The sequence below is a fragment of the Micromonospora sp. NBC_01796 genome (genome assembly GCF_035917455.1).
Lineage (GTDB): Bacteria > Actinomycetota > Actinomycetes > Mycobacteriales > Micromonosporaceae > Micromonospora_G.
Genome location: NZ_CP109078.1, coordinates 291,146 through 316,580, shown reverse-complemented (window position 1 = coordinate 316,580; position 25,435 = coordinate 291,146). Strand labels below are relative to the sequence as shown.

The following is a 25,435-nucleotide window of genomic DNA, read 5'->3' as shown; positions in this document are numbered from 1 at the left end:
GGGCACCCGGGGCGGGTTCAGCCACTGAAGCCGGACGCGCCCCAGGTGACCTCGGCGAGCTTGTTCTGACCGTCCACGTCCGGGTGGAAGTAGTCCAACCGGTTCAGCATGTCCACGCTGAACCGCACCCGGTGCACCGCACCACCGTCACTGCGGCAGCGTGACCCGTACGCCTTGCAGGCGGCGACGAGTTGCTTGTTGTAGGCGTCGATCCGAGCCCGGAACAGCGACCGGCGGCTCGTGTCGGCGTCGGCGGTCGAGGTCGGGTTCGCCAGCAGCGCCGGGCAGATCCCCCGGTCCCAGACCCGGACCACCTGGGCCTCCGGGTGGCCGATCTCCCAGAGCCGGTACAGGTCGGGGATGCTCACCACCAGCACCCGGGCCTTCGGCCGCCCCTGCTTGAGTACGGCCAGGGCCCGGTCGACCTCGGACCGGAAGTCGGTCACCTCGGTCATGTCCTCGATCCGGCCCCGACAGGCGTCGTTGGCGCCGATCAGCACGGTGACGTAGTCCGCCTTGGCGTTCACCGCCGCCGTCGCCTGCTCCGGCAGTTGACGCGCCCGTGCTCCGGCCGCCGCCTGGTTGTGCCCGTTGCCGCGGATCGCCGGGTTGGCCTCCAGCAGTCGCCGGTAGTGGCTGTCGACCCGCAGACCGTCGCCGCTGGACCAGGAGTTGCGCTGGCAGTTGCTCAGCACCAGGCAGGTGCCGAAGCCGGTGGTGATCGAGTCGCCGAGCGCGGCCATCGACACCGGTAGGTCGGGTCGGGCGGACGGAGAGGCCGGTGGTGGGGCACTGGGCTGTCCGATCCCGCCGCCGCTGCCGCCCTCACAGGCCAGGGCGGCGAGGGCGAGCAGGGTGACGGCGGCCGTGGTGGTCCAGCGACGAGACACTCTTTCCCCCGGTCCTTCAGCGGAAAGCACAGGCCCGGTAACTCTACGCTGACACCCCGATGGTCGGAACACCCTGCGGTGTCAGCTCTGCGCTTGCACCCCGGTGTCAGCTCTGTGGTTGCACCGCGCCGCCGGTGACCGCCACGAACCGGGTCGGCCGGATCGTGACCACCACCCGGTTCGGAATGTCGCTGATCTCGCCCTCCGCGCCGTACCGCCGCTGGAGGGACTGGTAGAACGACGCCTGCTCGTCGTCCGGGTCGATCGACTCCACCACCCCGCGTAGCTCCAGGGACCGGTAACCGTCCTCCGGGTCGGCGATGGAGAGGGCGACGCGCGGATCGTGCGCCAGGTTACGGAACTTCTGCCGCCCCCTGGTGTGGGTCATCCGGATCCGCTCGCCGTCCCAGACGAACCACATCAGGCTGCTCTGCGGGGCGCCGTCGGGGCGGACCGTGGCCAGGTGCGTGAAGAGCGGGCGTTCGAGCAGATCCGCGTGACTCGAGGGGACCGTGGGCTCAGTTGTCATGATCTCGTTCTACCCGGCTCGGGCGGGGGCGACAACCGGAACCGCTTCGCCCGGAACACCCGAACAGGTTAACCGGCGACCCGGCCGGGTAGTTCGACCAGATGGCGGGAAAATCGCAGCCCACCGGGGCAAGGGGGACGGTCGGGCATCCGTACAGCGCGCTCAACCTGCGGCTGGTGCTGGCCTCGTTCGGGCTGGTGGTCTCCGCGGGGCTGGGGGTGCTGGTGGTGCTCACCGGTCACTGGGTGCCCGCGGTGATCCTCTTCGTGCTCGCCGCCGTGGCCGTCGTCGACCTCGTGATCATCATGCGGCGGCGGGCCCAGCGACGCCGGGAGGAACCGCCGGGCACGAGCCACTCGCTCTTCGAGTAACAAGGGGTACGACATGTCGATCGCCACCATCAACCCGGCCAACGGACAGCTGCTCAAGACGTACGACCCGATGTCGCCGGAGCAGGTCGACGCGGCGATCGGACGGGCCGCCGACGCGTTCCGTACGCTGCACTCCACCACCTTCGCCGAACGCGGCCGGTGGATGAACGCGGCGGCCGACCTGCTGCTCCGGGAGTGCGACGAGCTGGCCCAGCTGATGACCGTCGAGATGGGCAAGACCTTCGTCTCGGCCCGCGCCGAGGTGGCCAAGTGCGCCTCGGCCTGCCGGTTCTACGCGTCGAACGCCGAGCGGCTCCTCGCCGACGAGCCCGGTGACGCCAAGGCGGTCGGCGCGACCCGGGCCTTCACCCGCTACCAGCCGCTCGGCCCGGTGCTGGCGGTGATGCCGTGGAACTTCCCGCTGTGGCAGGTGATGCGGTTCGCCGCACCGGCCCTGATGGCGGGCAACGTCGGCCTGCTCAAGCACGCGTCGAACGTGCCGCAGACCGCGCTCTACCTGGACGAACTCTTCCGCCGGGCCGGGTTCCCGGTGGGCGCGTTCCAGGCCCTGATCGTCGGCTACGAGGCGGTCGAGCAGGTGCTGGTCGACCCGAGGGTGCGTGCCGCGACGCTCACCGGGAGCGAACGGGCCGGCCGGTCGGTCGCCCGGATCGCCGGCCAGGAGATCAAGAAGACGGTGCTGGAACTCGGCGGCAGTGACCCGTTCGTGGTGATGCCCTCGGCCGACGTCGAGCGGGCCGCCGAGGTGGCCACCACCGCCCGGTGCCAGAACAACGGCCAGTCTTGCATCGCCGCCAAACGCTTCATCGTGCATACCGACGTCTTCGACGCGTTCGCCGAGGCGTTCGCCCTCCGGATGGACGCGTTGCAGGTCGGCGACCCGATGGACCCGAGCACCGACGTCGGACCGCTCGCCACCGAACAGGGGCGCATCGACGTGGAGGAGCAGGTGGACGACGCGGTCCGGTTGGGGGCGCGGCTGCTCTGCGGCGGGCAGCGGCCCGAGGGGGACGGGTGGTTCTACCCACCGACCGTGGTCACCGACCTGACCCCGTCGATGCGCATGTGGACCGAGGAGGTGTTCGGCCCGGTGGCGGGACTGTTCCGGGTCGACTCGTACGAGGAGGCGATCGAGCTGGCCAACGGGACCAACTTCGGGCTCGGCTCGAACGCCTGGACCCGGGACCCGGACGAGCAGGAACGCTTCGCGCGGGATCTCGACGCGGGCAGCGTCTTCATCAACGGCATGACCACCTCCTTCCCGGAGCTGCCCTTCGGCGGGGTGAAGAACTCCGGTTACGGCCGCGAGTTGTCCGCCCACGGCATCCGGGAGTTCTGCAACACCAAGACGGTCTGGGTGGGGGAGGGCACGGCCACCGGCGGCGCTGGTTCGCACAGCGAGTAGCCCCCTTAGGCTGTGCCGCATGGAGGCACTCTTCGAGGTCGTTCTGTTCCTGGCGATCGCGACCCTGGGCGCCGCCCTGGCCCGCCGATTCGGTCTGCTCGCGCCGATCGTGCTGCTCGTGGCCGGGGTGGCGCTCTCGTTCGTGCCCGGCTTCCCCCTGGTACGCCTCGACCCCGAACTGGTCCTGGTCGGCATCCTGCCACCGCTGCTGTACGTCGCCGCGATCCAGACCTCGGTGCCCGCGTTCCGGCATAACCTGCGGCCGATCCTGCTGCTCGCCATCGGGCTGGTGCTGTTCACCGCGTTCGTGGTCGGCTTCGTGGTGCACGCGGTGCTGCCGGACGTACCGCTGGCGATCTGCCTGGCCTTCGGCGCGGTCGTCGCGCCGCCCGACGCGGTCGCCGCCACCGCGGTCGCGCGTCGGATCGGTCTGCCCCGACGGGTGGTGACCATCCTGGAGGGCGAGAGCCTGGTCAACGACGCCACCGCGCTGGTCCTGCTCCGGGTGGCCACCCTGGCGGCGATCGGCAGCGGGCTCGACGCCTGGGGAGTCGCCGGGCAGGTGCTCCTCACCGCCGGCGGCGGGCTGCTGGTCGGACTGGTCGGGGTCGTGGTCATCGGCTACCTGCACAAGCGGATCAAGGATCCGATCCTGGACAACACCCTGTCGCTGCTCACCCCGTTCATCGTGGTGTTCGTCGCCGAGGAGATCCACGCCTCCGGTGTGGTCGCGGTGGTGGTGGTCGGGCTGGCCCTGGGACACAAGCTGCCGGTCCTGCTCTCCGCCGCCTCCCGGCTCCAGACGATGGCCTTCTGGCGGCTGGTCACCTTCCTGCTCGAGGGCCTGGTCTTCCTGCTCGTCGGGCTGCAACTGCGGGACCTGCTGAGCCGGCTCGACACCGAGATCGGGATGATGGTGCTGGTCACCGTCGCGGTGCTGGGTACGGTTTTCCTCACCCGGTTCCTCTGGATCTTCCCGGCCAGCCTGCTGGTCCGGCTGGTGCCGCAGGTGCGCCGCAACGGGACCGCGCTGCCGGCCCGGATATCGGCCGTCCTGTCCTGGGCCGGGATGCGCGGGGTGGTCACCCTCGGTGCGGCGCTCGCCCTGCCGCTGCCCAGCGACGAACTGGCCTACCCGAGGGACCTGTTCGTCTGGCTCGCGTTCGCGGTGATCGTGGTGACCCTCGGGGTCCAGGGGGCCACCCTGCCGATGGTCGCCCGCCGGCTGCGGCTCCCGGCCGACGACCCGGCCAAGGACGCCCTCGCCGAGGCCGCGGTCCAGCAGCAGGCAGGCACGGCGGCGAAGGCGCGACTGGAGGCGGCGGCCGAGGGCTCGCCACCGGCGGTCGTCGAGCGCCTCCGGGCGATGGTCGAGTATCGCAGCAACAGCGCCTGGGAGCGGCTGGGGGGCGACGGACGGGAAACGCCCTCGCAGGCGTACGGTCGGCTGCGGCAGGAGATGATCGACGCGGAGCGCGAGGTGTTCCGGACCGCCCGTGACCAGGGGCGGATCACGGAAGAGGTGCTCGTGCGCGCGTACCGCGATCTGGATCTGGAAGAGTCGCTGCTGCGACGGAAGGGTGAGCGATGAGCTGCGCACATCTGGCCGAGGCGGCCAAACCGGAACCGCAGAGCACCGACGGCTGCCAGGACTGCCTGGAGAACGGCTGGTCCGACTGGGTGCATCTGCGCCTCTGCCTGACCTGCGGCCGGGTGAGCTGCTGCGACTCGTCGCCGCGCCGGCACGCCACCGCCCACTTCCACGCCACGGACCACCCGGTGATCCAGTCGTTCCAGCCCGGCGAGTCGTGGCGCTGGTGCTACGCCGACGAACAGGTCGGCTGACCGGGCGGCCGTTCGCCTGAGCCGGCGCCGTGCGCTCAGCTCGGCGGTTGTTCGCCGCCGAGCGGGCGCAGCCGCAGCGTGTTGTCGTCGACCGCGACCAGGTGGAAGACCGTACTGCCCCGGCCGGCGGGACCGGTCAGGCGCAGCCGGTCGGCGGCGTCCGTACGCCACTGTCCGGGTGCGCGGGTCGGTGCGTCGGTCGGCCCCGGCAGGTAGTCGATGAACGTGCCGTCCGGGCGGAACTCGATCCCGTCCCGGCCCCGCGCGGGCGGGAGCGGGCGGTCGGCGGGACGGTAGACGCGTACGTCCGCGTCGTCCTCCTCGCGGACGTGCACCCAGCGGCGGAACAGTGCCTCCGGCGGTTGCTCGGTCATCCTGTCAGTGTGGCACCGGCGGCCAGCGTGGCGCGGGGTCCGGCCAGGGTCGCGGCCATCCGGGCGACCTGCCCGGCGGTGAACATGACCATCGCACCATCGTCGGTGTAGTCCATGAAGTTCATGAACATGTCCCCGTCCGGCCCGTTGTCGCAGGTCACCCTGGGGAAACTCGGCCGGCCGTAGTTCGGCCCGGCCTGGTTGGGCGTGTCCGGAACGAAGTCGTCGCCCCCGCACCCGTCCCCGTCGTCACCCCAGATGTGCCGCAGGTTGAGCCAGTGTCCGACCTCGTGGGTGCAGGTCCTGCCGCCGTTGAACGGCGCCACGACGGTGCCGGTGGTGCCGGTGGCGGAGTGCAGCAGCACCACCCCGTCGGTCTCCGCCGGGCCGCCGGGAAACTGGGCGTAACCGAGCACCCCGCCGACCAGTTGGCAGATCCACAGGTTCAGGTAGCGGTCGGCCGGCCAGGCGTTGACACCGCCGGTGGTCACCGACTTCACCGCGTCGTCCTCCGGCGCGAACCCGGTCACGTCGGTCCGGGTACGGGTGATGCCGGTGGTCGGCGCGCCGGTCGGATCGGTCTCGGCGAGGAAGAACTCCACCCGGGCGTCCGCCACCGCCGACCGCCACACCTCGGGTACGCCGGTCCAGTCCTCGTTGCGCTGCCGGAAGTCCGCGTTGAGTACGTCGAGCTGGCTGCGTACCTGCTCGTCGCTGACGTTCTGCGCCTCGTCGTGCCACACCACGTGTGCCACCACCGGGATCCGTACCACCTGGTCGAGGCGGGAGCGTCCGCGCCGGCACTCGTGGAAGGTGAAGTTCTCGATCTCGGCGGCGGCGGTCGCGTACCCCTCGCGGGTGTCCAGCAGCCGCCGGTGCACCGGCATCGTCGCGCACCGACTCCGCACCACCGCCCCGCCCGTCACCTCCGTCATCCCCCGATTGTGGACCCGTTCGGCGCCCTGACTCCAAGATCCCCGCACTTTCCCCCGAACGATCACGTCGCCCGCTCGGCGCGGCGCGAGCCAGGGCGACCGACGTCCATGTCCCTCCGTCTGGGACGTATGACTCGGCGAACTCGTACATCATCTTCGATGTACTCACATCAAAGACGATGTACGTCCTCAACGAGAGTGTCCGCCCAGGCGACGCAACCGCGTTCCCTCGGCATGTCACCGCACCCGAGCCGCCGACTGGCAGCCGTGATCTGGCCGATTGGGTCGGGCCGGCACGGGGGGCCGACCGCCATCTTGCCGGGGATGGCGGTCGGCCACGAGCGGGGCGTGGACTAGGTGCAGGCCACGCCGTTGAGGGTGAACAGGCCGGGTGACGGGTTCGGACCACCCGTCGGGGTGGTGGCGTTCAGGCCGAAGGTGGCCGTACCACCGGGGGCGATGCGGGCGTTGTAGGTCTCGTTCCGTGCGGTGACGGTGGCGCCGGACTGGGTCGCCCGGGTCATCCACGCCTCGCGCAGCCGCTGGTCACCGGTGAAGGCGAAGCTCGCCGTCCAGCCGTTGACCGGGGTGGTGCCGGTGTTGGTGATGGTCACCTGGGCGGTGAAGCCGCCACCGCCCTGCCAGGCGCCGTAGTTGACGTAGCCGACCCGGCAGTTCGCCGCCGGTGGCGCGGCGGCGGCGCCCTGGTCGGCGAGGAACGAGGCGATCCAGGCCAGGGCCGAGTTCCAGTTGACCGCCACCTCGTTGGTCGCGTACGAGGCGATGTCGTCCACGTAGCAGAACATCGGGGCGCAGCCGGCCAGGAGGTTCTCCGCGAACGGGTCGTCCAGGCTGGCGTTCGCACCACCGGCGATCGAACCGGCGGGCGGGTTCGGCAGGGACGGGTCGTACTGGTTGCCGAAGATCCGGCTGTGCTGGTTGCGGGACGCCTGCTCGCCCCAGCCGGTCACGTACGACTGGTTCAGCGCGTTGCGGCCGAAGATGTAGTCCATCCCCTGCACCGCGCCGTCGCGGTAGCGCACGTCCCGGCTCAGGTCGTACGCCGTGGCGAGCACCACCGCGTTGTTGATGATGTTGCTGTTCGCGCCCCAGAAGTAGCTGCCCGGCCCACCCGGCATCGGCAGCCCGTACGCCTGGCCGGCGAGGGTGGTGAGGTAGCCGTCGGCGGCGGTGAGCACCGAGGCCCGGATCCGGTCGCGTTCCTGCGGTGCCAGCCCGCTCGGCACGGTGGCCAGGTCGAGCCGGCCGAGTGCAGCCGTGCTGCCCCAGCCGAAACCGTTGGCGTCGAAGACGTTGCCGGTGTGGTGCGGCGACGCGGTGAGGTCGGCCAGGTAGTTCGCCGCGCCGGTGCTCAGGTACAGCTCGGCGGCGGCCCAGTAGAACTCGTCGCTGACGTCGTTGTCGCTGTAGGTGCCGCCGCCGTTGCCGTCGGTCGGGCTGGCGTACACGGCGGGGTTGGCCTTGGCCGCCGCGTAGGCGGTCTGGGCGGCGGTGGCGCACCTGGCCGCGAACGCCGCGTCGTAGGTCGCGTAGAGCCGGGCGCACTGGGCTGCGGTCGCGGCCAGGTTGAGCGTCGCGGCGGTCGACGGCGGGTGCAGTTCGCGCAACTGCGGGTCGGCCTCGGGGGCCAGCGGCAGCCCGGTCCAGTTCTGGTCGTGCAGCTTGTGGTGGGCCATGCCCGCCTTCGGCTTGCCGGCCGGGACCTGCATCCGGAGCAGGAACTCCAGCTCCCAGCGCGCCTCGTCGAGGATGTCCGGCACCCCGTTGTCGCGCTCGGGCACCCGCAGCGTGCTGTCGCCGAGCCCGGCACCGGCGCCGCCGGTGGGTGCGGTCTTGGTCCGCTCGAACGCGTTCAGGAGCTGGTAGGTGGCGATGCCGCCGTTGACCACGTACTTGCCGTGGTCGCCGGCGTCGTACCAGCCGCCCCGGCCGTCGAGGCGGTAGTCGCAGACGCCGGGCTGGCAGGGCACGTCGGTGTCACCCCGGTTCGGGGCCACGCCGAGGTGACCGGCGGGGCGGGCGTACTCGTCGCCGACCAGGTCGCCGTCGATCGCGGTTCCGCTGCGCTGGATGTAGAAGAACTGGAGCGAGTCGGAGCGGAGCTGCCGGTAGAGGTCGCCGGTGATGTCGAACGGGTGGCTGGTCTCGCCGTCGGCGGTGAGCGTGTAACCGGTGCCGGCGGTCCGGTGGGCGGAGAAGTCGATCGTCTGCACCTCCTGGCCGGAGGCGGCGTCCAACCCGCGCGGGGTGGCCAGCCCCTGGGCGACCACCGCTCCGGCGGCGGACTTGAGCTGCCAGGGCAGGGGTTCGGTGGCCGTACTGACCACGGTGGCGTTCTTCGGGCCGCCGGGCAGGTAACCGACCTGGTTCACGCGTACCCGTGGGCCGGTCTCCGGCACGTACGGCGGCTCCTCCTCACCGCCGCGCAGTGAGACGTTGTCCAGGCAGAGGGTGTAGCCGGCGGCGTTGCCGCCGACCTGGAACGCGACCTGGCCCAGCTCGGTGTCCATGGTGGCGGTGAAGGTCCGCGTGATCCGCTGCGGGGTCGCGGTCAGCGGCAGGTCCGCGGCGAAGAACGAGGTGTACGGTTCCGCGCCGAGCTGCACCGCCGCGCGCACCGTGGCGCCGGGCGTCGCCGAGGCGTCGAAGGCGAGGGTGTACTCCGCCCCGGCGACCAGCGTCACGTCGTTCTGCCCGACCCCGCCGTCCCAGGGGTTGGCCAGCCCACCGGGCACCGCCGAGCAGAGCTTCCCGTCCTGCACCCCGGTGCTGGTGGTCCCGTACGAGTACCAGCCGTCGCTGCCGTTGGCGAAGTCGCCGTTGGTGAGCTGCTCCGGCCCGGCCGGGTCGTCCGGCGGATCGGTGCCCGCCTCGCTGCTCAGCGACACGTCGTCGAGGCAGAACGTGTACGGCTGGGCGCTGCCGCCGAGTTGGAAGGTGAGGGTGCCGTTGGTGGAGTCGAGGGTGCCGGTGAAGTCGTACCCGAAGGTCTGTCCGGCCGGGGTGAGCGTCAGATCCCGGGCCAGCACCGTCGTGTACGGCGCCTCGTTGAGCTGCACGTTCGCCTTGACCGTGGTCGGGGCGCTGGCGGTGGCGTGCAGCGACAGCGCGTACGCGGCCCCGTCGACCAGCGGAATGCTGTTGTGCCCGAGGCTGGCGTCCCACGGGTTGGCCAGGCCGCCCGGCACCTGTGCGCAGAGCCGGCCGTCGACCACGGCGAGAGTGAGGTTGTCGGTCGCCCACCACGGGGCGGTGCCGCTGTCGAAGGTGCCGTTGACGATGTGCTCGGTGGGGGCGGCGTGGGCTGCGCCGCCGGTCAGGCCGGTGCCGGTGACGGCGAGGGCGGTCGCGGCGAGGAGCGCGACGGCCCGCCGCAGGCGTCGGGGTCGGGTCACGGAGCTTCCTTCCGGTGGGGTGCGTGCCCGCGGTGACGCCGACCCGGTCGATCCCGCTGACTCGGCCGGTCCCGCGGCGAACGTATCGAAAGCTATGACTGGGAGCGCTCCCAGACAACAGCGATGTTGCCAGGCCGTTTCTGGACTGTCAATTGGTGATCCTGGATGGACCGGCTTTCGGTCCGGCCCGTACCGACGGCTCGACCTTGTCGAACACGATCGGTTAGCCGACAGTGGGCGCGCGACGCCACGACTGTCGGGAACGTAGCGGATAGGCCAAAATGGATGGTTCGGGCCGGGGCGATCGGGGGAGCAGGGTGACCCAGGAGGACAAGGGTTCCCGTCGTGGGTCGGTGACCCGTGGCGTACGGCTGGTGGCGGTGCTCCTGAGTCTTGTGGTGGCGGTCGCGGCCGTCATCACCACCGTGCTGCTCACCGGCCCGCCGGCCGAACAGGACCTGCTCCGCGAGGCCGGGGTGATCGGCAAACGTGAGCTGCTGATCGGGGTCAAGGACGACCAGCCGGGCATCGCCCAGGTCGACCCGAAGACCGGCGCCTACTCCGGCTTCGACATCGACATCGCCTGGATGATCGCGGCCGACCTCGGGTTCCGGCCCAGTGCCGTACGGTTCCTCGCCATCGAGAGCGAGGACCGGGCCAAGATGCAGGCACGTACGGACGACGGCCAGTTTGTCATCGTCGACCTGGTGATCGCCTCGTACAGCATCACCGAGGAACGGGAACGGCTCAACGGGGTCACGTTCTCCGCGCCGTACCTGGCCACCGAGCAGTCCGTGATCACCCGGTTGGACTACGCGGGTCCCGTCGACACCCTGATCGACCTACGCGGCAAGAAGGTGTGCAGCCTCTCCACCGCCACCTCGGAGTCGTCGGCCGCGAAGGCCGGGGTCGAGCTGATCAGCAAGAAGCGGGTCAGCGAGTGTGTCGACGCGCTGCTCGCCAAACAGGTGGAGGCCGTCACCACCGACGCCGCGATCCTGGCCGGCTTCGTCGCCAGGTACCCGGAACAGTTGCGCCACCACGACATCGGACTCGACCCGTCGGAGATGTACGGCGTCAACACCGGTGCCAACGAGGCGCTGCGGGACCTGGTGAACCTCTCGCTCCACGACTCGTTGACCGATCCGCGGGACCGCCGGTGGGAGGACGCGTTCGACCGGCACCTGCGCCCCGAGCAGCCGGTGAACCTGCCCCAACCGGTCGCGGTCGCACAGCAGCCGGACGTGGAAGAGGTGGAGGTACGGCGGTGGCCCTGGGAGACGGCGGCGATCCGACCGAGGGCGGTGCCGGCGACCGTACGGTAAGCGCCCGGCAGGCCCAGCACTGGGTGCTCACCGTGGTCCCGGCGTTCCCGCTGCTCCTGCTCGTGCTGCGGCTCTGGCACCTGAGCCGGCAGGACCTGTCGACCATGCTGGTCCTGGTCCAGTACGTCAGCCCGCTCGGCCTGGTCAGCGCGCTGCTGATCACCCTGATCTGGGTGCTGCCGCTGGTGGTGCTGGTGGTGGCCGCGCTGGGCACCCTGCTCTGGGTCAGCGCCCCGGACCGGTTCGACCCCGAGCGTTCCCTGCTGGCCCGCGCCACCGCCCGGCTGCCCGGTTGGGTGATCATGGCGGCGGTGCTGCTGGCCCTGCTCACCTGGCAGTTCCGGTTCCTGCCCAGCCTGCTGATGCTGGCCCTGGCCATCCTCGGCCTGCGCACCCGGCAACGGCATCGCGAGGACCGCCTCCGCCGGTACCTGTTCTGCCTGGTACTGCCACTGGTCGCGGCGGTGCTCGCCGGGGCATGGGTGGCACCGGCGGTGATCGCGGCCGTACGGGCGCAGGAGTGGGTGACGGTGGCCCTGCTGACCCTGCCGCCACTGCTGACCGTGTTCCTGACCGGTCCGATCCCGCGGCCGGTCGCGCCCGTGCTCATCCGGTGGGTGCTGGTCGCGGCGGCCCTCATCGCGCCGTTCCTGCTGGGGGCGATCTTCCTGCGGGCGCCGATCCTGCCGACGGTGGCGGTCGAGATCATCTCGACACCCGTGTCGGCGGTACCCGAACCGCCGGCCGCCGGGTCGTCAACCGAGCCGGTGGAGGTGCTGATCGGCCGGGTGATCGCCGTGGACGACCGGACGACCACCCTGCTCGACGAACTGGGCTCGGTGCGTTTCGTCCGCAACGACAGGGTACGGTCGCAGACGCTCTGTCCCGAACTCGAACAGGTCCCCTACAGCACCGTACGGGTGCACGGCTGGCACGCGGAGGAGACGGCACTGGAGTGGGCGATCCCGCGCCGCCCACCCGCCGACCCCGACCCGCGCTGCTCCGGTCGACCGTTCGACGACGCCCCTGATACGGCGATTCCCGTGACGCGATGACTACCTAAAGTTAAATCACCGCTTTTGTGGGCCGGCTCCGGTGATCTACTAGAGACATTGTGGCCCCTCTCCTGGCAGGCTGCCTGCCATGACCCTCAAGCTGCGCGCCGCCGCAGTGACCGATCGTGGCCTGATCCGTAGCGGCAACCAGGATTCCGTGCACACCGGCGACTGGCTCATCGCCGTCGCCGACGGGATGGGCGGCATGGCCGCCGGTGACCTGGCCAGCCGGATCGCCATCGAGGCGATCGCACCGGTGGACCGGCCGACCCCGGACGAGGACCTGGTGGCGGTGCTACAGGGTGTGCTCGGCGAGGCCAGCGTCCGGATCCGTGCCGCCGTGGACGAGGAGCCGACCCGGCACGGCATGGGCACCACCCTCACCGCCCTGCTCTTCTCCGTGACCGGCACCTCCCTCGCGCTGGCCCACATCGGCGACTCGCGGGCGTACCTGCTGCGCGACGACGTGTTCACCCAGGTCACCAGGGACGACACCTTCGTGCAGTTGCTGGTCGACGAGGGCGTGATCGACGCCGAGCAGGCGCGCAGCCACCCGCGTCGGGCGGTGGTCACCCAGGCGTTGCAGGGTGAGCCGGCCAATCCGGCGTACTCCACCCAGCCGCCGCGCGAGGGCGATCGGTGGCTGCTCTGCTCCGACGGGCTGTCCAACGTGGTCCGCTCCGACTCGCTCGCCGAGGTCCTGCGGTCGTTTCCGGACCGGGACGCCTGCGCGCGTCGGCTGATCGACCTGGCCCTGCGGGCCGGTGGGCCGGACAACATCACCGTGGTGATCGCCGACATCGTCGACGACCCGGGCGCGTGACCCGGCCCGCTCCGGGCGCCGCTGTCACTGCCGAGGAGGCTTGACCCGCCCACTCGGCTTTGCCCTGCTCGGGTCGTCCGGCCACGGGTGGCGGGGATAGCGCCCGCGCAGCTCGCTGCGTACGCGTGGATAGCCGGTCTCCCAGAACGAGGCCAGGTCGCTGGTGACGGCGACCGGACGACCGGCCGGGGAGAGCATGCTCAGCCGTACCGGCACCCGTCCGTCGGCGAGCCGGGGCACGTCCGCCCAGCCGAAGGTCTCCTGCAACTTGACCGCCAGCACCGGCGCGGTCGGGTCGGTGTAGTCCACCCTGATCCGCGAACCGCTCGGCACGGTCAGCCGTTCCGGGGCCAGTTCGTCCAGTCGGGCGGCCTGCGCCCAGGGGACGAGCCGGCGCAACGCCGAGGAGACGTTGATCCGGTGCAGGTCGGCCCGCCGCCGCGCACCGGCCAGCTCCGGGGCGAGCCACTGCGGCATCGCGGCCAGCAGCGACTCGTCGTCCACCGCCGGCCACGAATCGCCGAACGCCTCCCGGCAGAAGGCCAGCCGCAGCCGGGTCGACTCCGCCTCGGGTGTCCAGTTCAGCAGGGCGAGCCCGACCTTGCGTACGCCGTCGAGCAGGGCGTTGGTCAGTTCCGCCTGGTCCGGCTTGAGCGGTTGCTCGGCCAGCACCAGCGCCCCGAGCCGGCGTACGTCCCGGGCCTGCACGTCGTTGCCGGCCCAGACCACCTCCCGCTCCTGCACGAGCAGCGGGCCACCGGCCTCCCGGGCGGTCGCCTCGTCGATCACGGCGGCCAGCCGGATCTGCGCGCCCCGCCGGCCCGGCGCGCGGTCCGCGACCGCGATCGCCAGCCACGCCGACCCGGTCAGCGCCGACCCCGCCGCCAGGTCCGCGGCGGTTCCGCCGGCCATCAGGTACGTCATCCCGCCCGACTTGCGGACCCTGGCCAGCCGTTCGGGGTACGCGAGCCCGACCAGCAGCCCGGCGGCCAGGTCATCGGGCAGCCGCTTCCCACCAGCGGTGCCGCTCCCGGCTCCGGCGGCATTTCCGCTCCGGTTGCCGGTCCCGTTCTCGGGCCCGGAACCGTCGTCGGCGGACTGGGAGTCTGCGGAACCGCGCAGCCTGGTGACCTCGGCCCGCCAGCGGGCGGTGGCGGCCTGGTCGGTGTTGCCGCGCAACCGCCGCCACACCACGGCCAGATCGTCGTCGCGACCGGCCACCGAGTCCTCGGAGAGCAGCGCCACCACCTCCGCGGCCCGCTGCGCGCCGAGGGTCTCGGTGCCGTCCAGCAGCGCGCGGGCCAGACGCGGATGCGCGCCGACCGCCGCGATGGCCCGGCCCCGCGTGGTCACCCGCCCGTCGCCCTCCACCGCGCCCAGTGCGACGAGTGTGGTCCGGGCGACCTGCATGGCCGCGGCCGGCGGCGGGTCGGGCAGGGCCAGGTCGGTGCCGTCGGGCTGGCCCCAGCACGACAGTTGCAGCGCGAACGCGGTCAGGTCGGCGGTGGCGATCTCCGGTTCCGGCTGGGCCGGGAGCCGGTCGTGGCTCGCCTCCGACCAGCACCGGTAGACCCAACCCGGTGCCTCACGGCCGGCCCGGCCCGCCCGCTGGGTGGCCGCCGACCGGGACACCGCCACCGTGACCAGGGCACCCAGCCCGCGAGCCAGGTCCGTACGGGCCACCCGGCTCAGCCCGGCGTCGACGACCACCCGTACGCCGGGCACGGTCAGGCTGGTCTCGGCCACGTTGGTGGCGAGCACCACCCGGCGACGGGTGCCGGGGCGCAACGCGGCGTCCTGGTCCCGCCCCGACTGCCGGCCGTGCAGCGGCACCACGTCGACCTCGCCCCGTACGCCGGACAGGCGGTTGCTGACCCCGCCGATCTCGCCCGCGCCGGGCAGGAAGACCAGCAGGTCGCCGTCGGCCTCGTGCAGGGCCCGGCGCACCGTGGCCGCCACGTGGTCCAGCATCCGTGGATCCACCCGCAGCCCGTGCGGCGGATCCACCGGGCGCAGCGGCGGCGCCCACACCACCTCGACCGGGTGCAGCGCCGCCGGGGTCTCGACCACCGGCACCGGCCCCTCCCCGGTGCTGCCGAGCACGCCGGCCAGCCGTTCCGCCTCGGCGGTCGCCGACATCGCCAGCAGTCGCAGTTCGGGGCGGAGGGTGGCGCGTACCTCGACCGCGAAGGCGAGCGCGAGATCGGAGTCGAGGTGCCGTTCGTGTGCCTCGTCGAGCAGCACCGCGCCGACGCCGGCCAGTTCCGGGTCGTGCTGGAGGCGCTGCACCAGCAGACCGGTGGTGACCACCTCGATCCGGGTACGCGCACCGACGCGCCGCTCACCGCGTACGGCGTAGCCGACCGTGCCGCCGACCTGCTCGCCGAGGAGCGATGACATCCGGCGGGCAGCAGCCCGGGCGGCGATCCGGCGGGGTTGGGCGACCACGATCCGGCCCTCGACCTCGTCGATCAGCGCCAGCGGCACCAGCGTGGTCTTGCCGGTGCCGGGCGGCGCGACCAGCACCGCCGCGCCCTCGCCCCGGAGCGCGGCGAGCAGCTCCGGCAGGACGTGGCGGACGGGCAGGTCCTCGGTGATCGTCTCGGGTAGCACCGGGCCAGTGTCGCACCGGGGCCGGTACGGGCGTCGGCGCGCCGGGTCAGTCGGTGTCGGGCATCGCGCGGGTGCCGTTGACGAAGGCCGTCCACCCCTCGCGGCCGAACAGCAGTACGGGCCCCGGCCGGTCCTTGCTGTCCCGTACCGCCACCGTGGCGTCGAGGAGAGCCACCTCCACGCAGTTGCCGTTGCCACTGCTGCGGCGGCTCGTACGCCAGTCGGCCCGGGCCAGGTCGATCCCCGTCATTGGTACCTCTTGTCTTCCGCCCGATGAGCCACCGGAATGATCACGGATAGTTAAGAGAAGCCTCCCGAATCAGGGTCATCGACTCCGCCGGAGTCAGCGCCATCCGGCACAGCTTCTCGTGCAGCAGGGTATACCCGAGCACATGATCGGCTTCCTCCAGAGCCAGCCCCATCGTGAGGTTTTCCAGGTAAACCACGGACCCGTCGGCGGCCTCGGCGAAGCCCAGGATGACGTACGGCGTGGTCATCGCCGGGTGTCCGCCGGCTGCGAAGGGAAGTACCTGGATTGTAACGTTGGGTAACTCCGCAACCTTGATCATGTGGTCCAGTTGGCGGGCCATCACGTGCGCCCCGCCGACCGCCCGGAGGAGGACCGCCTCGTTGAGGACGACCGACAACTGCACCGACGGATCGCGGTGCAGCACCGCCTGGCGTTGCAACCGGGCGGCGACCTTCCGCTCCACACCGCTGTCGCCCGCGGTGAGTAGGTAGATCGCGCGGGCGTACTCCTCCGTCTGCAACAACCCCGGCACCGATTCGGCCTCGTACGTCCGCAGGTTGGCGGCCTCCGCCTCCAGACCGACATAAAACTCGAACCAGTCGGGCAGTACGTCGCTGTAGCTCTGCCACCAGCCGCGCTCCTGGGCGCCCCGGGCGACCTCGATCAGGGCTTCGGCCTCCTCCCCGGTCACCTGGTAGAGCGCGAGCGCGGCGCGTACGTCGCGAGGCTTGATGCCGATCTGCGCGTTCTCGATCCGGGACAGGTTGCTCTTGGACATGTCCAGTTGGCGGGCGGCCTGGTCGAGTGTCATCCCGCCCCGCTCGCGTAGCTGACGGAGCTCACGGGCGATGCGGCGGCGGCGGACGGTTGGGCTGGCGGTCACGGCGCCGAGTTTCCCACGACCGGACCCTTGGGCCCGGCGCCCGGTCTTGAAACCGATTGAATCCGGGAGTTGCATTGCATCCGTCCCCCGGTGCATCCTTTTCTCCGGCGTCGATCAACAGCACTTCCTTCCCGTGTGGACAGTCCACACGCGCCGGACGAAGGGGAGAGTCTTGCTTCTCGCGGACGAGTTCTTCCTGATCGCCCATGACGACGCCAAGGGCAAACCCCGGCTGCACCCGTCCGCCACCGGGCTCGGGCTCGCGGCCGGGCTGCTCGGCGAACTCCTGCTGGCCCGGCGCATCGTCATCTCCGCGGGCACGGTCACCGTCGTCGACCGTCGACCACCGGACGACGCCCTGGCGCACACCGTGCTCGACCAGTTGGTGGGGGAGCCGGAGCACCGGTCGGTGCGTACCTGGTTGGGGTTTCTGGGCAACAGCGCGACCGAGTCGGTCGGCGAGCGGCTCGCCCGCGCCGGCACGGTACGGCGGGTGGAGACCCGCCGCCTGCTGCGTACCACGGTCGTCTACCAGCCCGCCGACATGAACGCCGCCGCCTGGCCGGTCACCCGGCTGCGGGCGTCGCTCAGTCGCGGCGAACCACTGCCGGTGGCGGACGTGCTGCTGCTCGCCCTGCTGGCCGCGACAAACCTGCTGCGCGAGGTGCTGTGGGGCACCGAACCCGGTGCGCAGTACCGGCTCAACCAGTTGATAGACGGGCTGCCGCCACCCCTCGGCGACCTGGCCCGGCACACCGAGGCGGCTGTGGGGGCCGCTGTGCTGTCCGGTCGCCTCTGACCGGTCGAAGCTGACCGGCCGCTCCGACCGGCGGGACCGATCGGCCGGAGCCGACGGTCGACCCTGACCGCCCGGGTAATCCCGGTCCGGCCACTCTCCCCTCCTCACCCCCGGAGCAGATTCGATGGCCCCTCCGTTAGCGACCTCCCGACCGAGCAACGTCTCCTCCGCGCTGGCCAGTGGCCGGCTCGGCATCCCGTCCGTGGTCTTCTTCGTGCTGTCGGCGGCCGCACCGCTGACCGTGGTGGCCGGTGTGGTCACCACCGGGTTCGCGGTGACCGGTGTGACCGGCATTCCGCTGGCCTTCCTGCTGATCGGCGCGGTGCTCGCCCTCTTCTCGGTCGGCTACGTCGCGATGGCCCGGCACACCGCCAACGCCGGGGCGTTCTACGCGTACGTCTCCCGTGGGCTCGGCCGGCCGGCCGGGGTGGGCGCGGCCTGGGTGGCGCTGATCGCGTACAACGCGTTGCAGGTGGGGCTCTACGGCGCGGTCGGTGCGGCGGCGGCGCCCGTACTCGACCAGATGTTCGGCATCGGTGAGCCGAGGTGGTGGGTGATCGCCCTGATCGCCTGGGCGGTGGTGGCCGGGCTCGGCGTACTGCGGGTCGACATCAACGGCATGGTGCTGGCCGTGCTGCTGCTCACCGAGATCGCCATCATCGTCGCCTTCGACCTGGCCGACCTGCTCAGCCCGGCCGGGGGCAGCGTCAGCCTGGAGACGCTCGCCCCGTCGAACCTGTTCGTGCCCGGCGTCGGGGCGATCCTGGTGCTGGCGGCGACCGGCTTCACCGGCTTCGAGTCAGCGGTCGTGTTCAGCGAGGAGAGCAAGGATCCGAAGCGGACCGTCCCGGTCGCCACGTACCTCTCCGTCGCCATCATCGCCGGCCTGTACGCGCTCAGCGCCTGGGCGATGACGGTCGCGACCGGCCCGGACAAGATCGTCGAGTCGTCACAGGCGGAGGGGGTCGGACTCATCTTCGTACTCGCCGACGGCAACCTCGGCGGCACCTTCGTCAGCATCGGGCAGGTGCTCTTCCTGACCTCGGTCCTGGCTGCGATGATCTCGTTCCACAACACCACCGCCCGGTACACCTTCGCGCTCGGCCGGGAGCGGGTCCTGCCCGCGCTCTTCGGTCGCACCGCACCCCGTACGGGCGCACCACGGGCGGCGTCGATCGCGCAGAGCGTACTCGGGCTGGTGGTCATCGCCGTGTACGCGATCGCCGGCTGGGACCCGCTGGTCCAGCTCTTCTACTGGGGCGGCACCGGCGGCGGTTTCGGCGTACTGCTGCTGATCACCGCCACCTCGATCGCGGTCATCGCCTTCTTCGCCCGCAACCCGTCGGGTGAGAGCGGCTGGCACCGGATGATCGCCCCCGGTCTGGCCACCGTGGCCCTGGCGGCCATCGTGTTCATCGCGCTGGACAACTTCGCCATCCTGCTCGGCGTGGCGCCCGACTCGGTGCTGCGCTGGGCGTTGCCGGCGGTCTACCCGGTCGCCGCGGTGCTCGGCGTGATCTGGGCGCTCGTCCTGCGGGCCCGCCGTCCGGAGGTGTACGCCACCATCGGCCTCGGCCCGGAGAGCGCCACCGGCGGGCCGGTCCTGCCGCCGGCCGCCGAGCGGCAGCCGGTCGAGGCGCGGCCGTGACCGCCCCGGTGATCGAGCGGGCCGAACCGGCCGAGGCCCGCGCGTTGGCCGAACTGATCGCCGAGGCGTTCCACCCGCTGGCCGCCACCGCCTGGCTGGTGCCGGACCCGGCGGTCCGGCCGAAGATCCTGACCGACGACTTCCACATCCTGGTCGAGTACGCGATCGAGTGGGGTCTGGTGGAGACCACCGAGGATCGTCGGGCGGTCGCGGTCTGGTTGCCGGCGGTCGGTGATCCGCTGCCCCCACCGGCCGACTACGACAATCGTCTGGCCGCCGCCTGCGGCGAGCTGACCGACCGGTTCCGGCTGCTCGACGACCTGTTCGAGGCGAACCACCCGCACGACCCGCACCACCACCTGGCCTTCCTCGCCGTCGCACCGGACCGGCAGAGGCAGGGGATCGGGTCGGCTTTGCTCCGGCACCGGCACGCCTGGCTGGACGAGCAGGGGCTGCCGGCGTACCTCGACGCGAGCAGCACCGACAGCCGGGATCTCTACGCCCGGCACGGTTACAAGGTCGCCGAGCCGTTCCGGTTGCCCGACGGCACCCCGTTCTGGCCCATGTGGCGGCCGGCGGGAGGGTGAACGCCCAATCGGTCAACTCGGCGGGATGACCGATCGGTGACGCGGCAGGGGCCGGGCCAGTACTGGCCCGGCCCCTGCCGTCCGGCGCAACGCCGGTACCTCCCCCAAAGAATCAGTAGGTCTCGCTGAGCTGTCCGCGCAGCTTGGTCAGTGCGCGGGTGAGCAGGCGGGAGACGTGCATCTGGGAGACGCCGATCTGGTCGGCGATCTGGGATTGGGTGAGGTTGCCGTAGAAGCGGAGGGTGAGGATCTTCTGCTCGCGCTCGTCGAGGGTGGCGAGTGCGGGGCCGAGGGCGATGCGGAGTTCGGCTTGTTCGAAGTCGGGGTCTTCGCCGCCGAGCATGTCGCCGAGTTCGGTGGCGCGTTCGCCGTCGCCGGTGGGGGTCGAGAGGGAGACGGCGTTGTAGGCGCGGGCGCCTTCGAGGCCTTCGAGGACTTCTTCCTCGGTGACTTTGAGGTGGGTGGCGATGTCGGCGACTGTCGGGGAGCGGCCGAGGGTTTGCAGGAGGGTGCTGTTGGCTTCGCTGATGCTGAGGCGGAGTTCCTGGAGGCGGCGGGGGACGCGGATGTCCCAGGTGCGGTCGCGGAAGTGGCGCTTCAGTTCGCCGATGATGGTGGGGATGGCGTAGCCGGCGAAGTCGACGCCGCGGGTGGGGTCGAATTTGTCGATGGCTTTGATGAGGCCGATGGCGGCGGTTTGGGTGAGGTCGTCGGTGGGTTCGCCGCGTCCGCCGTAGCGGTGGGCGAGGTGGTTGGCCAGGGGGAGCCAGGCTTCGATGGCCCGGTCGCGCAGGGCGGCGCGGGAGGGGTGCTTCGCCGGTAGGGCGGTCATCGCGAGGAGCAGGTCGGTGGCCGAGTCGGTGAGCGCGTTCGGGTCGAGCTTCGGCGCTGCTTTGGCGGCTACCGCTGTGGTGGTGTCCTGCTCGGTGGTGGTTGACGCGGTCATGGTGGTCCTCCCTGCACCTCGTCCGCGGACAAGACAAGTGCTGCACAAAAGTTCGTTGTAGGTCGTTCGGTGTTGCTGTGAGCTGACCGGTTGTTCGCTTAGGGCCGATCAGTGCAGCCACCATAACCTGTTTAGTCAGCGGGATGCTAGCCGAAAGTACGATGTATATAGTTCTCATATTGCACTCAAGGGTAAAAATCAGGCCCAATTTCGGACTCCGACTACGCTCCGAGGCGTGGGATGTGAGCCGACACACGCTCCGGAGCCGGTTGCCGCGCTGATCCTCGCCGCCGGAGGCGGCCGGCGTTTCGGGCGTCCCAAGGCCCTGATCGAGGTTGACGGCCGGCTGCTGGTCGAGCGCGCGGTGGCGACCGCCCGCGCCGGCGGCTGCGCGCCGGTGGTGACCGTGCTCGGTGCCGAGGCCGACACCGTACGGACCGAGGCAGACCTTGACGGCGCCGTACCGGTCGACAACCCCGACTGGGCAACCGGGCTGGGGTCGTCGCTGCGCGCCGGCCTCGCCGCCCTGGGCGACAGTGCCGCGGTGGCCGCCGTCGTACTCCTGGTCGACATGCCCGGCATCACCCCGGCAGCGGTCCGCCGGCTGGTCGCGCTGGCCGGTCCGGACACCCTCGCCACCGCCGGGTACGGCAACCGGCGCGGCCACCCCGTCCTGCTCGGCCGGGAACACTGGGCCGGGGTGTCCGCCCTCGCGATCGGGGACGCGGGTGCGCGCGGCTACCTGCGCGAGCACGAGTCGAGCCTGCTGGTGGTGCCCTGCGCCGACGTCGCCGACAGCACCGATGTCGACACCCCGGCCGACCTCGACCGGGTGGTGCGCGGGTCGATCGTGGCAGTGGTCGATGGCTGAGCGGCCACACTGGTTCCATGCGTGAGGTACTGGACGATCTGATGCGCTGGTGGCACGCGGACGCGCCGGTCGGGATGGCCACCGTCGTCGCCACCTGGCGCAGCGCGCCCCGGCAGCCCGGCGCCACCATGCTGGTCGGACCGGACGGCAGCGCGGTCGGCAGCGTCTCCGGTGGCTGCGTCGAGGCAGCCGTCTACGACCTCTGCCGGGAGGTGGTGGCCGCCGGGGTGCCGCAGTCGCAGCGGTACGGCGTACACGACGACGACGCGTACGCGGTGGGACTGACCTGCGGTGGCAGCATCGAGGTGTTTGTCGAACGGGTGGACCGGGGCACCTTCCCCGACCTCGCCGACGTGGCCGCGTCGATCGCCGCACGGACCCCGGTGGCCGTACTCACCTGCGTGGCGGGGCCGGCCGAGCGGCTCGGCCGGCGGATGGTGCTCTGGCCCGACCGTCGGCGCGGGTCACTCGGCTCGGATCGGCTCGACGACGCGGCGACCGATGACGGGCGCGGGCTGCTCGCCGCCGGACGCACGGGACTGCTGCACTACGGCACCGACGGGCAACGCCGGGGGACCGGGCTGACCCTGCTGCTCAACGCGTACGCCCCGCCGGCCCGGATGATCGTCTTCGGTGCGATCGACTTCGCCGCGGCGGTCGCCCGGGTGGGCACCTTCCTCGGCTACCGGGTGACGGTCTGCGACGCCCGCCCGGTCTTCGCCACCGCCCGCCGGTTCCCGGACGCCGACGAGGTGGTGGTCGACTGGCCGCACCGCTACCTGGCCGAGCAGGCAAAGGCAGGGCAGCTCGACGAGCGGACCGTGGTCTGCGTGTTGACCCACGACCCGAAGTTCGACGTACCGGTGCTCCGGGTCGCGCTCGACCTGCCGCTGGCGTACGTCGGCGCGATGGGTTCCCGGCGTACCCACCACGACCGGCTGGCCCGGCTGCGCGAGGCGGGGGTGCCGGAGGCGGCGCTGGCCCGGCTCGCCTCCCCGATCGGGCTGGACCTCGGCGCCCGTACGCCGGAGGAGACCGCGGTCAGCATCGCCGCCGAGATCGTGGCCAACCGGTGGGGCGGCGACGGATCCCGCCTGTCCCACACCGAGGGCCGGATCCACGCCCGCAACCACCAGCCCCGCCCGCACCGTACGTTCGGACAGGCGCGGGCCGGGTCAGCGGGGGAGACGGAGGGCGAGGAAGAAGTCGACCCGGTCCTCGAACCGGGACAGGTCCCGGCCGGTGAGCTGCTCGATCCGGCCGATCCGGTAGCGCAACGTGTTGACGTGCAGGTGCAGCAGGGTCGCGCAACGGGTCCATGACCCACCGGCGGCAAGGAACGAGTCGAGGGTCCGGAGCAGGTTCGCGTTGTGCGTCCGGTCGTACGCGAGCAGCGGGGCGAGCAGCCGACGCTGGAACGCCCGCCGGGTGTCGGCCGGTACACCGGCGAGCAGGAGCAGGTGCGAGGCGAGTTCGTCGGCGCTGACCAGGCTCACCTGCTCGTCGCGGGCGACCGCCGTACGCAACGCGTGCCGGGCCTCCTCGACCGCCCCGCCCAGCGCCCCCGGTCCGGCCGCCAACCCGCTCACCCCGACCGCCAACCGACCGTTGCCGAGCCCCGGCCCGTACGCGGCGACCCCGGCCCGGATCGTCTCCAGCGCCGCCGGTGCCTGCTCCGGCGACACGGCCAGCACGGCGAGCACGGTGTCGGGTGAGCCCGCGTCGGTCACCGCGACCCGGTCCGCGGCCGGCCCGACGAGTTCGGCGCAGACGGTGACGGCCAGCTCCGGCGGCGTACGCAGGCCGGTCAGGCTGGCGTTCAGGACCAGGAACGTCGACTCCGGCGGCAGCCCGCAGGAGAGCAGCCGGCCGCGCAGGTCGACCTGTTCGCTTCCGGTGAGCGCGGCACCGAGCTGGTCCGACAGGCGCCGCTCGATCCGCAGCGCCTCGTCGACCTGGGCCCGTTCCAGCGCGACCAGGCTGGTCAGCTCGGCCGCCGCGTCGGCCAGCCCGCTCGCCTCGGCCGCGTCCGCCTGATCACCGCCCGTCGGGGTGTGCCCGCCGGGCGACCTGGTGTGCCCGGCGGTCGCCAGCGGGGGCCGCGGGGCGACCGCGCAGGCGAGCAGCCAGGAGGCGAGCCGGTGTTCGGGACGGCCGGGGACACCGAACACCGCGACCCGGCGACCGTCCACGGTGACCTGTGCCGGCAGCCGACCGGCGGCGAGGAAGGCACGCGCCATCGCAGCCCGGTCCGTCGGGGCCAGACCGGTGGTGCCGGCGATCGGGCGACCGGTCGGCGCCAGCACCCAGCAGTCCACGCCGAGTTCGGCGGCGGCCGGCGGCAGGAGGTCGACCAGGCGGGCGCCGGCCGCCATCGCCGCGACCAGACCCCGGTGCCGGCCCAGGACGGTGGCCAGACCACTGGCCCGCTGCGCCCACAGGGAGGGGTTCACCTCGTCGACGATGTCCCGGAAGGACACCTCGATCGGCACCTCGAACAGCGGCATCCGGTGCCGGCGGCAGGCGTCGACCAGGTCGTCGGGGACCGTACCGAAAACCGCGTCACCGGCGCCGATCGCGGTCACCGACGCCTCCGCGCAGGCGGCGACGAACGCCTCCGAGTCACCGGCGTCGCGCCACCAGACCAGCCCGGTCAGCACGATCTCGCCGCCGGACAGGTAACGCCGGGGGTCGGGCAGGTCGGTCACGTAGACCCGGCTCACCGGTCGTTCCAGCTCGTCGGCGCCGGTCAGCAGGGTTAGTCGCAACCGTGGCCGGTGCAGCGCCTCGCGTAGCAGCATGAGCGGTTCCTTCCGGTCGGGCCACGGGGAGTTGACTCGGGTTTGGAGGAAGCTACGGAAACCCTACGGGTCCACTGTTGCGAATTGGGTGTTGCTGCCGGTTCATCTGTCGCTGACGGACTGTTGTACTTCTCGCAACCGCTGGGGAGGTGGAAGGCATCGACGCATCCGGCCACACCCTCGAGAGCTTCAACACCGGACCGGCCGACGAGGTCGAGCGCGACCTGCTCGCCTGCTGTGCCGTACCGGCGTGGGCGGGGGCGGTGGTCGCCGGGCGGCCGTACCCGGATCCGGGGGTGCTGGTCGCGACCGCCGACGCCGCGCTGGCGGCACTGACCTGGGCGGAGGTCGCGCAGGCCCTCGCCGCGCACCCGCGCATCGGCGAGCGCCCCACCGGGACCGACCGGGAGTCGGCCTGGTCGCGCCGGGAACAGGCCGGCGTCACCGACGCCGACACCGACGTCCGGGCCGCGTTGGCGCAGGCCAACCGGGAGTACGAACGCCGCTTCGGCCACCTCTTCCTGATCTTCGCCAGTGGCCGGACGCAGGACGAGATGCTCGCCGCCGCTCGGCAGCGGTTGGGCCACGACGACGAGACCGAGCGCCGGGTGGTCCACGGGGAACTGCGCCGGATCGCCCGGCTGCGCCTGGAGCGGCTGCTCGGCACCGAGGCCGCCACCACGACCGAAGCGTCGGGACCGGCGTCATGACCGAGACCTACGCCCGGATCTCCACCCACGTCCTCGACACCGGACGCGGAACACCCGCCGCCGGGGTGCACGTCCGGTTCGAACGGCACGACTCCGGTGGTTGGACCCTGGTGGCGCAGGGGCGTACCGACGCCGACGGGCGGCTGCGGGACTGGGTGCCGCTGCACGCCTGCCAGGCCGGCGGGTACCGGCTGGTGTTCTACGTCGAGACGTACTTCGACGGGGACACGTTCTTCCCGGAGATCACCGTCGCCTTCCAGCTCCGCGATCCGGACCAGGCGTACCACGTGCCGCTGCTGCTCGGCCGGTACGGCTACACCACCTACCGAGGGAGCTGA

The 25,435-nt window shown here is 71.8% G+C and carries 23 protein-coding genes and 1 pseudogene; 14 read left to right on the top strand and 10 right to left on the bottom strand.

Translation table 11 applies throughout. From position 1 onward, the window contains the following. Window positions 1-17: 17 nt before the first annotated feature. Window positions 18-890: a GDSL-type esterase/lipase family protein gene (locus OIE47_RS01460; RefSeq protein WP_326559646.1), complete on the bottom strand. Its 873-nt coding sequence runs from the start codon at window positions 888-890 to the stop codon at window positions 18-20. A gap of 106 nt (window positions 891-996) precedes the next feature. Then, entirely contained in the window at window positions 997-1,419 is a 423-nt protein-coding gene (locus OIE47_RS01455; RefSeq protein ID WP_326559645.1) for a PPOX class F420-dependent oxidoreductase, read from the bottom strand. Between the two features lie 101 nt (window positions 1,420-1,520). On the opposite strand from OIE47_RS01455, the gene OIE47_RS01450 reads away from it, so the two are divergent. The 4 genes from OIE47_RS01450 to OIE47_RS01435 are packed head-to-tail and all read left to right on the top strand — an operon-like array spanning window position 1,521 to window position 5,061. Then, entirely contained in the window at window positions 1,521-1,790 is a 270-nt protein-coding gene (locus OIE47_RS01450) for a DUF6343 family protein (RefSeq protein WP_326559644.1), read from the top strand. 13 nt (window positions 1,791-1,803) lie between these two features. Next, window positions 1,804-3,216 carry an NADP-dependent succinic semialdehyde dehydrogenase gene (locus OIE47_RS01445; RefSeq protein WP_326559643.1) on the top strand — a complete coding sequence of 471 codons (1,413 nt, stop codon included), beginning with the start codon at window positions 1,804-1,806 and terminating at the stop codon, window positions 3,214-3,216. A gap of 19 nt (window positions 3,217-3,235) precedes the next feature. Then, window positions 3,236-4,807 (top strand): Na+/H+ antiporter, encoded by a 1,572-nt coding sequence (locus OIE47_RS01440; protein ID WP_326559642.1) that lies wholly within the window; start codon window positions 3,236-3,238, stop codon window positions 4,805-4,807. Beyond that, window positions 4,804-5,061, top strand: a complete 258-nt coding sequence (locus tag OIE47_RS01435) for a UBP-type zinc finger domain-containing protein (RefSeq protein ID WP_326559641.1) — start codon at window positions 4,804-4,806, stop codon at window positions 5,059-5,061. Before OIE47_RS01440 ends, OIE47_RS01435 begins: the two co-directional genes overlap by 4 nt. Window positions 5,062-5,096: 35 nt before the next feature. Here OIE47_RS01435 and OIE47_RS01430 read toward each other — a convergent pair whose 3' ends face one another. The 3 genes from OIE47_RS01430 to OIE47_RS01420 all read right to left on the bottom strand — a co-directional run bounded on the left by OIE47_RS01430 (window position 5,097) and on the right by OIE47_RS01420 (window position 9,786). Beyond that, entirely contained in the window at window positions 5,097-5,435 is a 339-nt protein-coding gene (locus tag OIE47_RS01430) for a hypothetical protein (protein WP_326559640.1), read from the bottom strand. Beyond that, window positions 5,432-6,370 carry a zinc metalloprotease gene (locus OIE47_RS01425; RefSeq protein ID WP_326559639.1) on the bottom strand — a complete coding sequence of 313 codons (939 nt, stop codon included), beginning with the start codon at window positions 6,368-6,370 and terminating at the stop codon, window positions 5,432-5,434. The genes OIE47_RS01430 and OIE47_RS01425 overlap by 4 nt, the downstream gene beginning before the upstream one ends. 353 nt (window positions 6,371-6,723) lie before the next feature. Continuing rightward, complete coding sequence (locus OIE47_RS01420) at window positions 6,724-9,786, bottom strand: glycoside hydrolase family 9 protein (RefSeq protein WP_326559638.1); 3,063 nt, start codon at window positions 9,784-9,786, stop codon at window positions 6,724-6,726. Between the two features lie 317 nt (window positions 9,787-10,103). Between OIE47_RS01420 and OIE47_RS01415 the strand changes: the two genes are divergently transcribed. From OIE47_RS01415 to OIE47_RS01405, 3 genes are all read left to right on the top strand, one after another. Then, the gene (locus OIE47_RS01415) at window positions 10,104-11,111 is read left to right on the top strand and encodes a transporter substrate-binding domain-containing protein (protein ID WP_326559637.1); all 1,008 of its coding nucleotides are present in this window, start codon (window positions 10,104-10,106) and stop codon (window positions 11,109-11,111) included. Continuing rightward, window positions 11,054-12,166: a hypothetical protein gene (locus tag OIE47_RS01410; RefSeq protein ID WP_326559636.1), complete on the top strand. Its 1,113-nt coding sequence runs from the start codon at window positions 11,054-11,056 to the stop codon at window positions 12,164-12,166. The genes OIE47_RS01415 and OIE47_RS01410 overlap by 58 nt, the downstream gene beginning before the upstream one ends. A gap of 88 nt (window positions 12,167-12,254) precedes the next feature. Continuing rightward, window positions 12,255-12,989 (top strand): PP2C family protein-serine/threonine phosphatase, encoded by a 735-nt coding sequence (locus tag OIE47_RS01405; protein ID WP_326559635.1) that lies wholly within the window; start codon window positions 12,255-12,257, stop codon window positions 12,987-12,989. A gap of 24 nt (window positions 12,990-13,013) precedes the next feature. Here OIE47_RS01405 and hrpB read toward each other — a convergent pair whose 3' ends face one another. From hrpB to OIE47_RS01390, 3 genes are read right to left on the bottom strand one after another with little or no spacing between them, the layout of a single operon-like run. Continuing rightward, window positions 13,014-15,602: an ATP-dependent helicase HrpB gene (hrpB, locus tag OIE47_RS01400; protein WP_326559634.1), complete on the bottom strand. Its 2,589-nt coding sequence runs from the start codon at window positions 15,600-15,602 to the stop codon at window positions 13,014-13,016. Window positions 15,603-15,648: 46 nt separating this feature from the next. After that, window positions 15,649-15,852 carry a DUF397 domain-containing protein gene (locus OIE47_RS01395; RefSeq protein WP_326559633.1) on the bottom strand — a complete coding sequence of 68 codons (204 nt, stop codon included), beginning with the start codon at window positions 15,850-15,852 and terminating at the stop codon, window positions 15,649-15,651. 40 nt (window positions 15,853-15,892) lie between these two features. After that, a complete protein-coding gene (locus tag OIE47_RS01390) occupies window positions 15,893-16,735 on the bottom strand; it encodes a helix-turn-helix domain-containing protein (RefSeq protein WP_326559632.1) in 843 nt (280 codons plus the stop codon). A gap of 172 nt (window positions 16,736-16,907) precedes the next feature. Here OIE47_RS01390 and OIE47_RS01385 point away from each other — a divergent pair, with 172 nt between their 5' ends. The 3 genes from OIE47_RS01385 (at window position 16,908) to OIE47_RS01375 (ending at window position 19,769) form a co-directional block, all read left to right on the top strand. Further along, a complete protein-coding gene (locus OIE47_RS01385; protein ID WP_326559631.1) occupies window positions 16,908-17,534 on the top strand; it encodes a GOLPH3/VPS74 family protein in 627 nt (208 codons plus the stop codon). 124 nt (window positions 17,535-17,658) lie between these two features. Next, on the top strand, window positions 17,659-19,182 hold the full coding sequence (locus OIE47_RS01380; RefSeq protein WP_326559630.1) for an APC family permease: 1,524 nt from the start codon (window positions 17,659-17,661) through the stop codon (window positions 19,180-19,182). Next, complete coding sequence (locus OIE47_RS01375; protein WP_326559629.1) at window positions 19,179-19,769, top strand: GNAT family N-acetyltransferase; 591 nt, start codon at window positions 19,179-19,181, stop codon at window positions 19,767-19,769. The genes OIE47_RS01380 and OIE47_RS01375 overlap by 4 nt, the downstream gene beginning before the upstream one ends. A 112-nt stretch (window positions 19,770-19,881) precedes the next feature. On the opposite strand, the gene OIE47_RS01370 is transcribed toward OIE47_RS01375, so the two are convergent. After that, window positions 19,882-20,715: a SigB/SigF/SigG family RNA polymerase sigma factor gene (locus OIE47_RS01370; RefSeq protein WP_326559204.1), complete on the bottom strand. Its 834-nt coding sequence runs from the start codon at window positions 20,713-20,715 to the stop codon at window positions 19,882-19,884. 235 nt (window positions 20,716-20,950) lie between these two features. Here OIE47_RS01370 and OIE47_RS01365 point away from each other — a divergent pair, with 235 nt between their 5' ends. Continuing rightward, a complete protein-coding gene (locus OIE47_RS01365; protein WP_326559628.1) occupies window positions 20,951-21,586 on the top strand; it encodes a nucleotidyltransferase family protein in 636 nt (211 codons plus the stop codon). 17 nt (window positions 21,587-21,603) lie between these two features. Further along, window positions 21,604-22,635: pseudogene (locus OIE47_RS01360) on the top strand (XdhC family protein); the annotation flags it as partial. Window positions 22,636-22,761: 126 nt separating this feature from the next. Here OIE47_RS01360 and OIE47_RS01355 read toward each other — a convergent pair. After that, window positions 22,762-24,387 (bottom strand): PucR family transcriptional regulator, encoded by a 1,626-nt coding sequence (locus tag OIE47_RS01355; RefSeq protein WP_326559627.1) that lies wholly within the window; start codon window positions 24,385-24,387, stop codon window positions 22,762-22,764. A 149-nt stretch (window positions 24,388-24,536) separates the two neighbouring features. Between OIE47_RS01355 and uraD the strand changes: the two genes are divergently transcribed. Together uraD and uraH are read left to right on the top strand one after the other, a co-directional pair. After that, window positions 24,537-25,097: a 2-oxo-4-hydroxy-4-carboxy-5-ureidoimidazoline decarboxylase gene (uraD, locus tag OIE47_RS01350; RefSeq protein WP_326559626.1), complete on the top strand. Its 561-nt coding sequence runs from the start codon at window positions 24,537-24,539 to the stop codon at window positions 25,095-25,097. Next, window positions 25,094-25,435 (top strand): hydroxyisourate hydrolase, encoded by a 342-nt coding sequence (uraH, locus tag OIE47_RS01345; RefSeq protein ID WP_326559625.1) that lies wholly within the window; start codon window positions 25,094-25,096, stop codon window positions 25,433-25,435. The genes uraD and uraH overlap by 4 nt, the downstream gene beginning before the upstream one ends.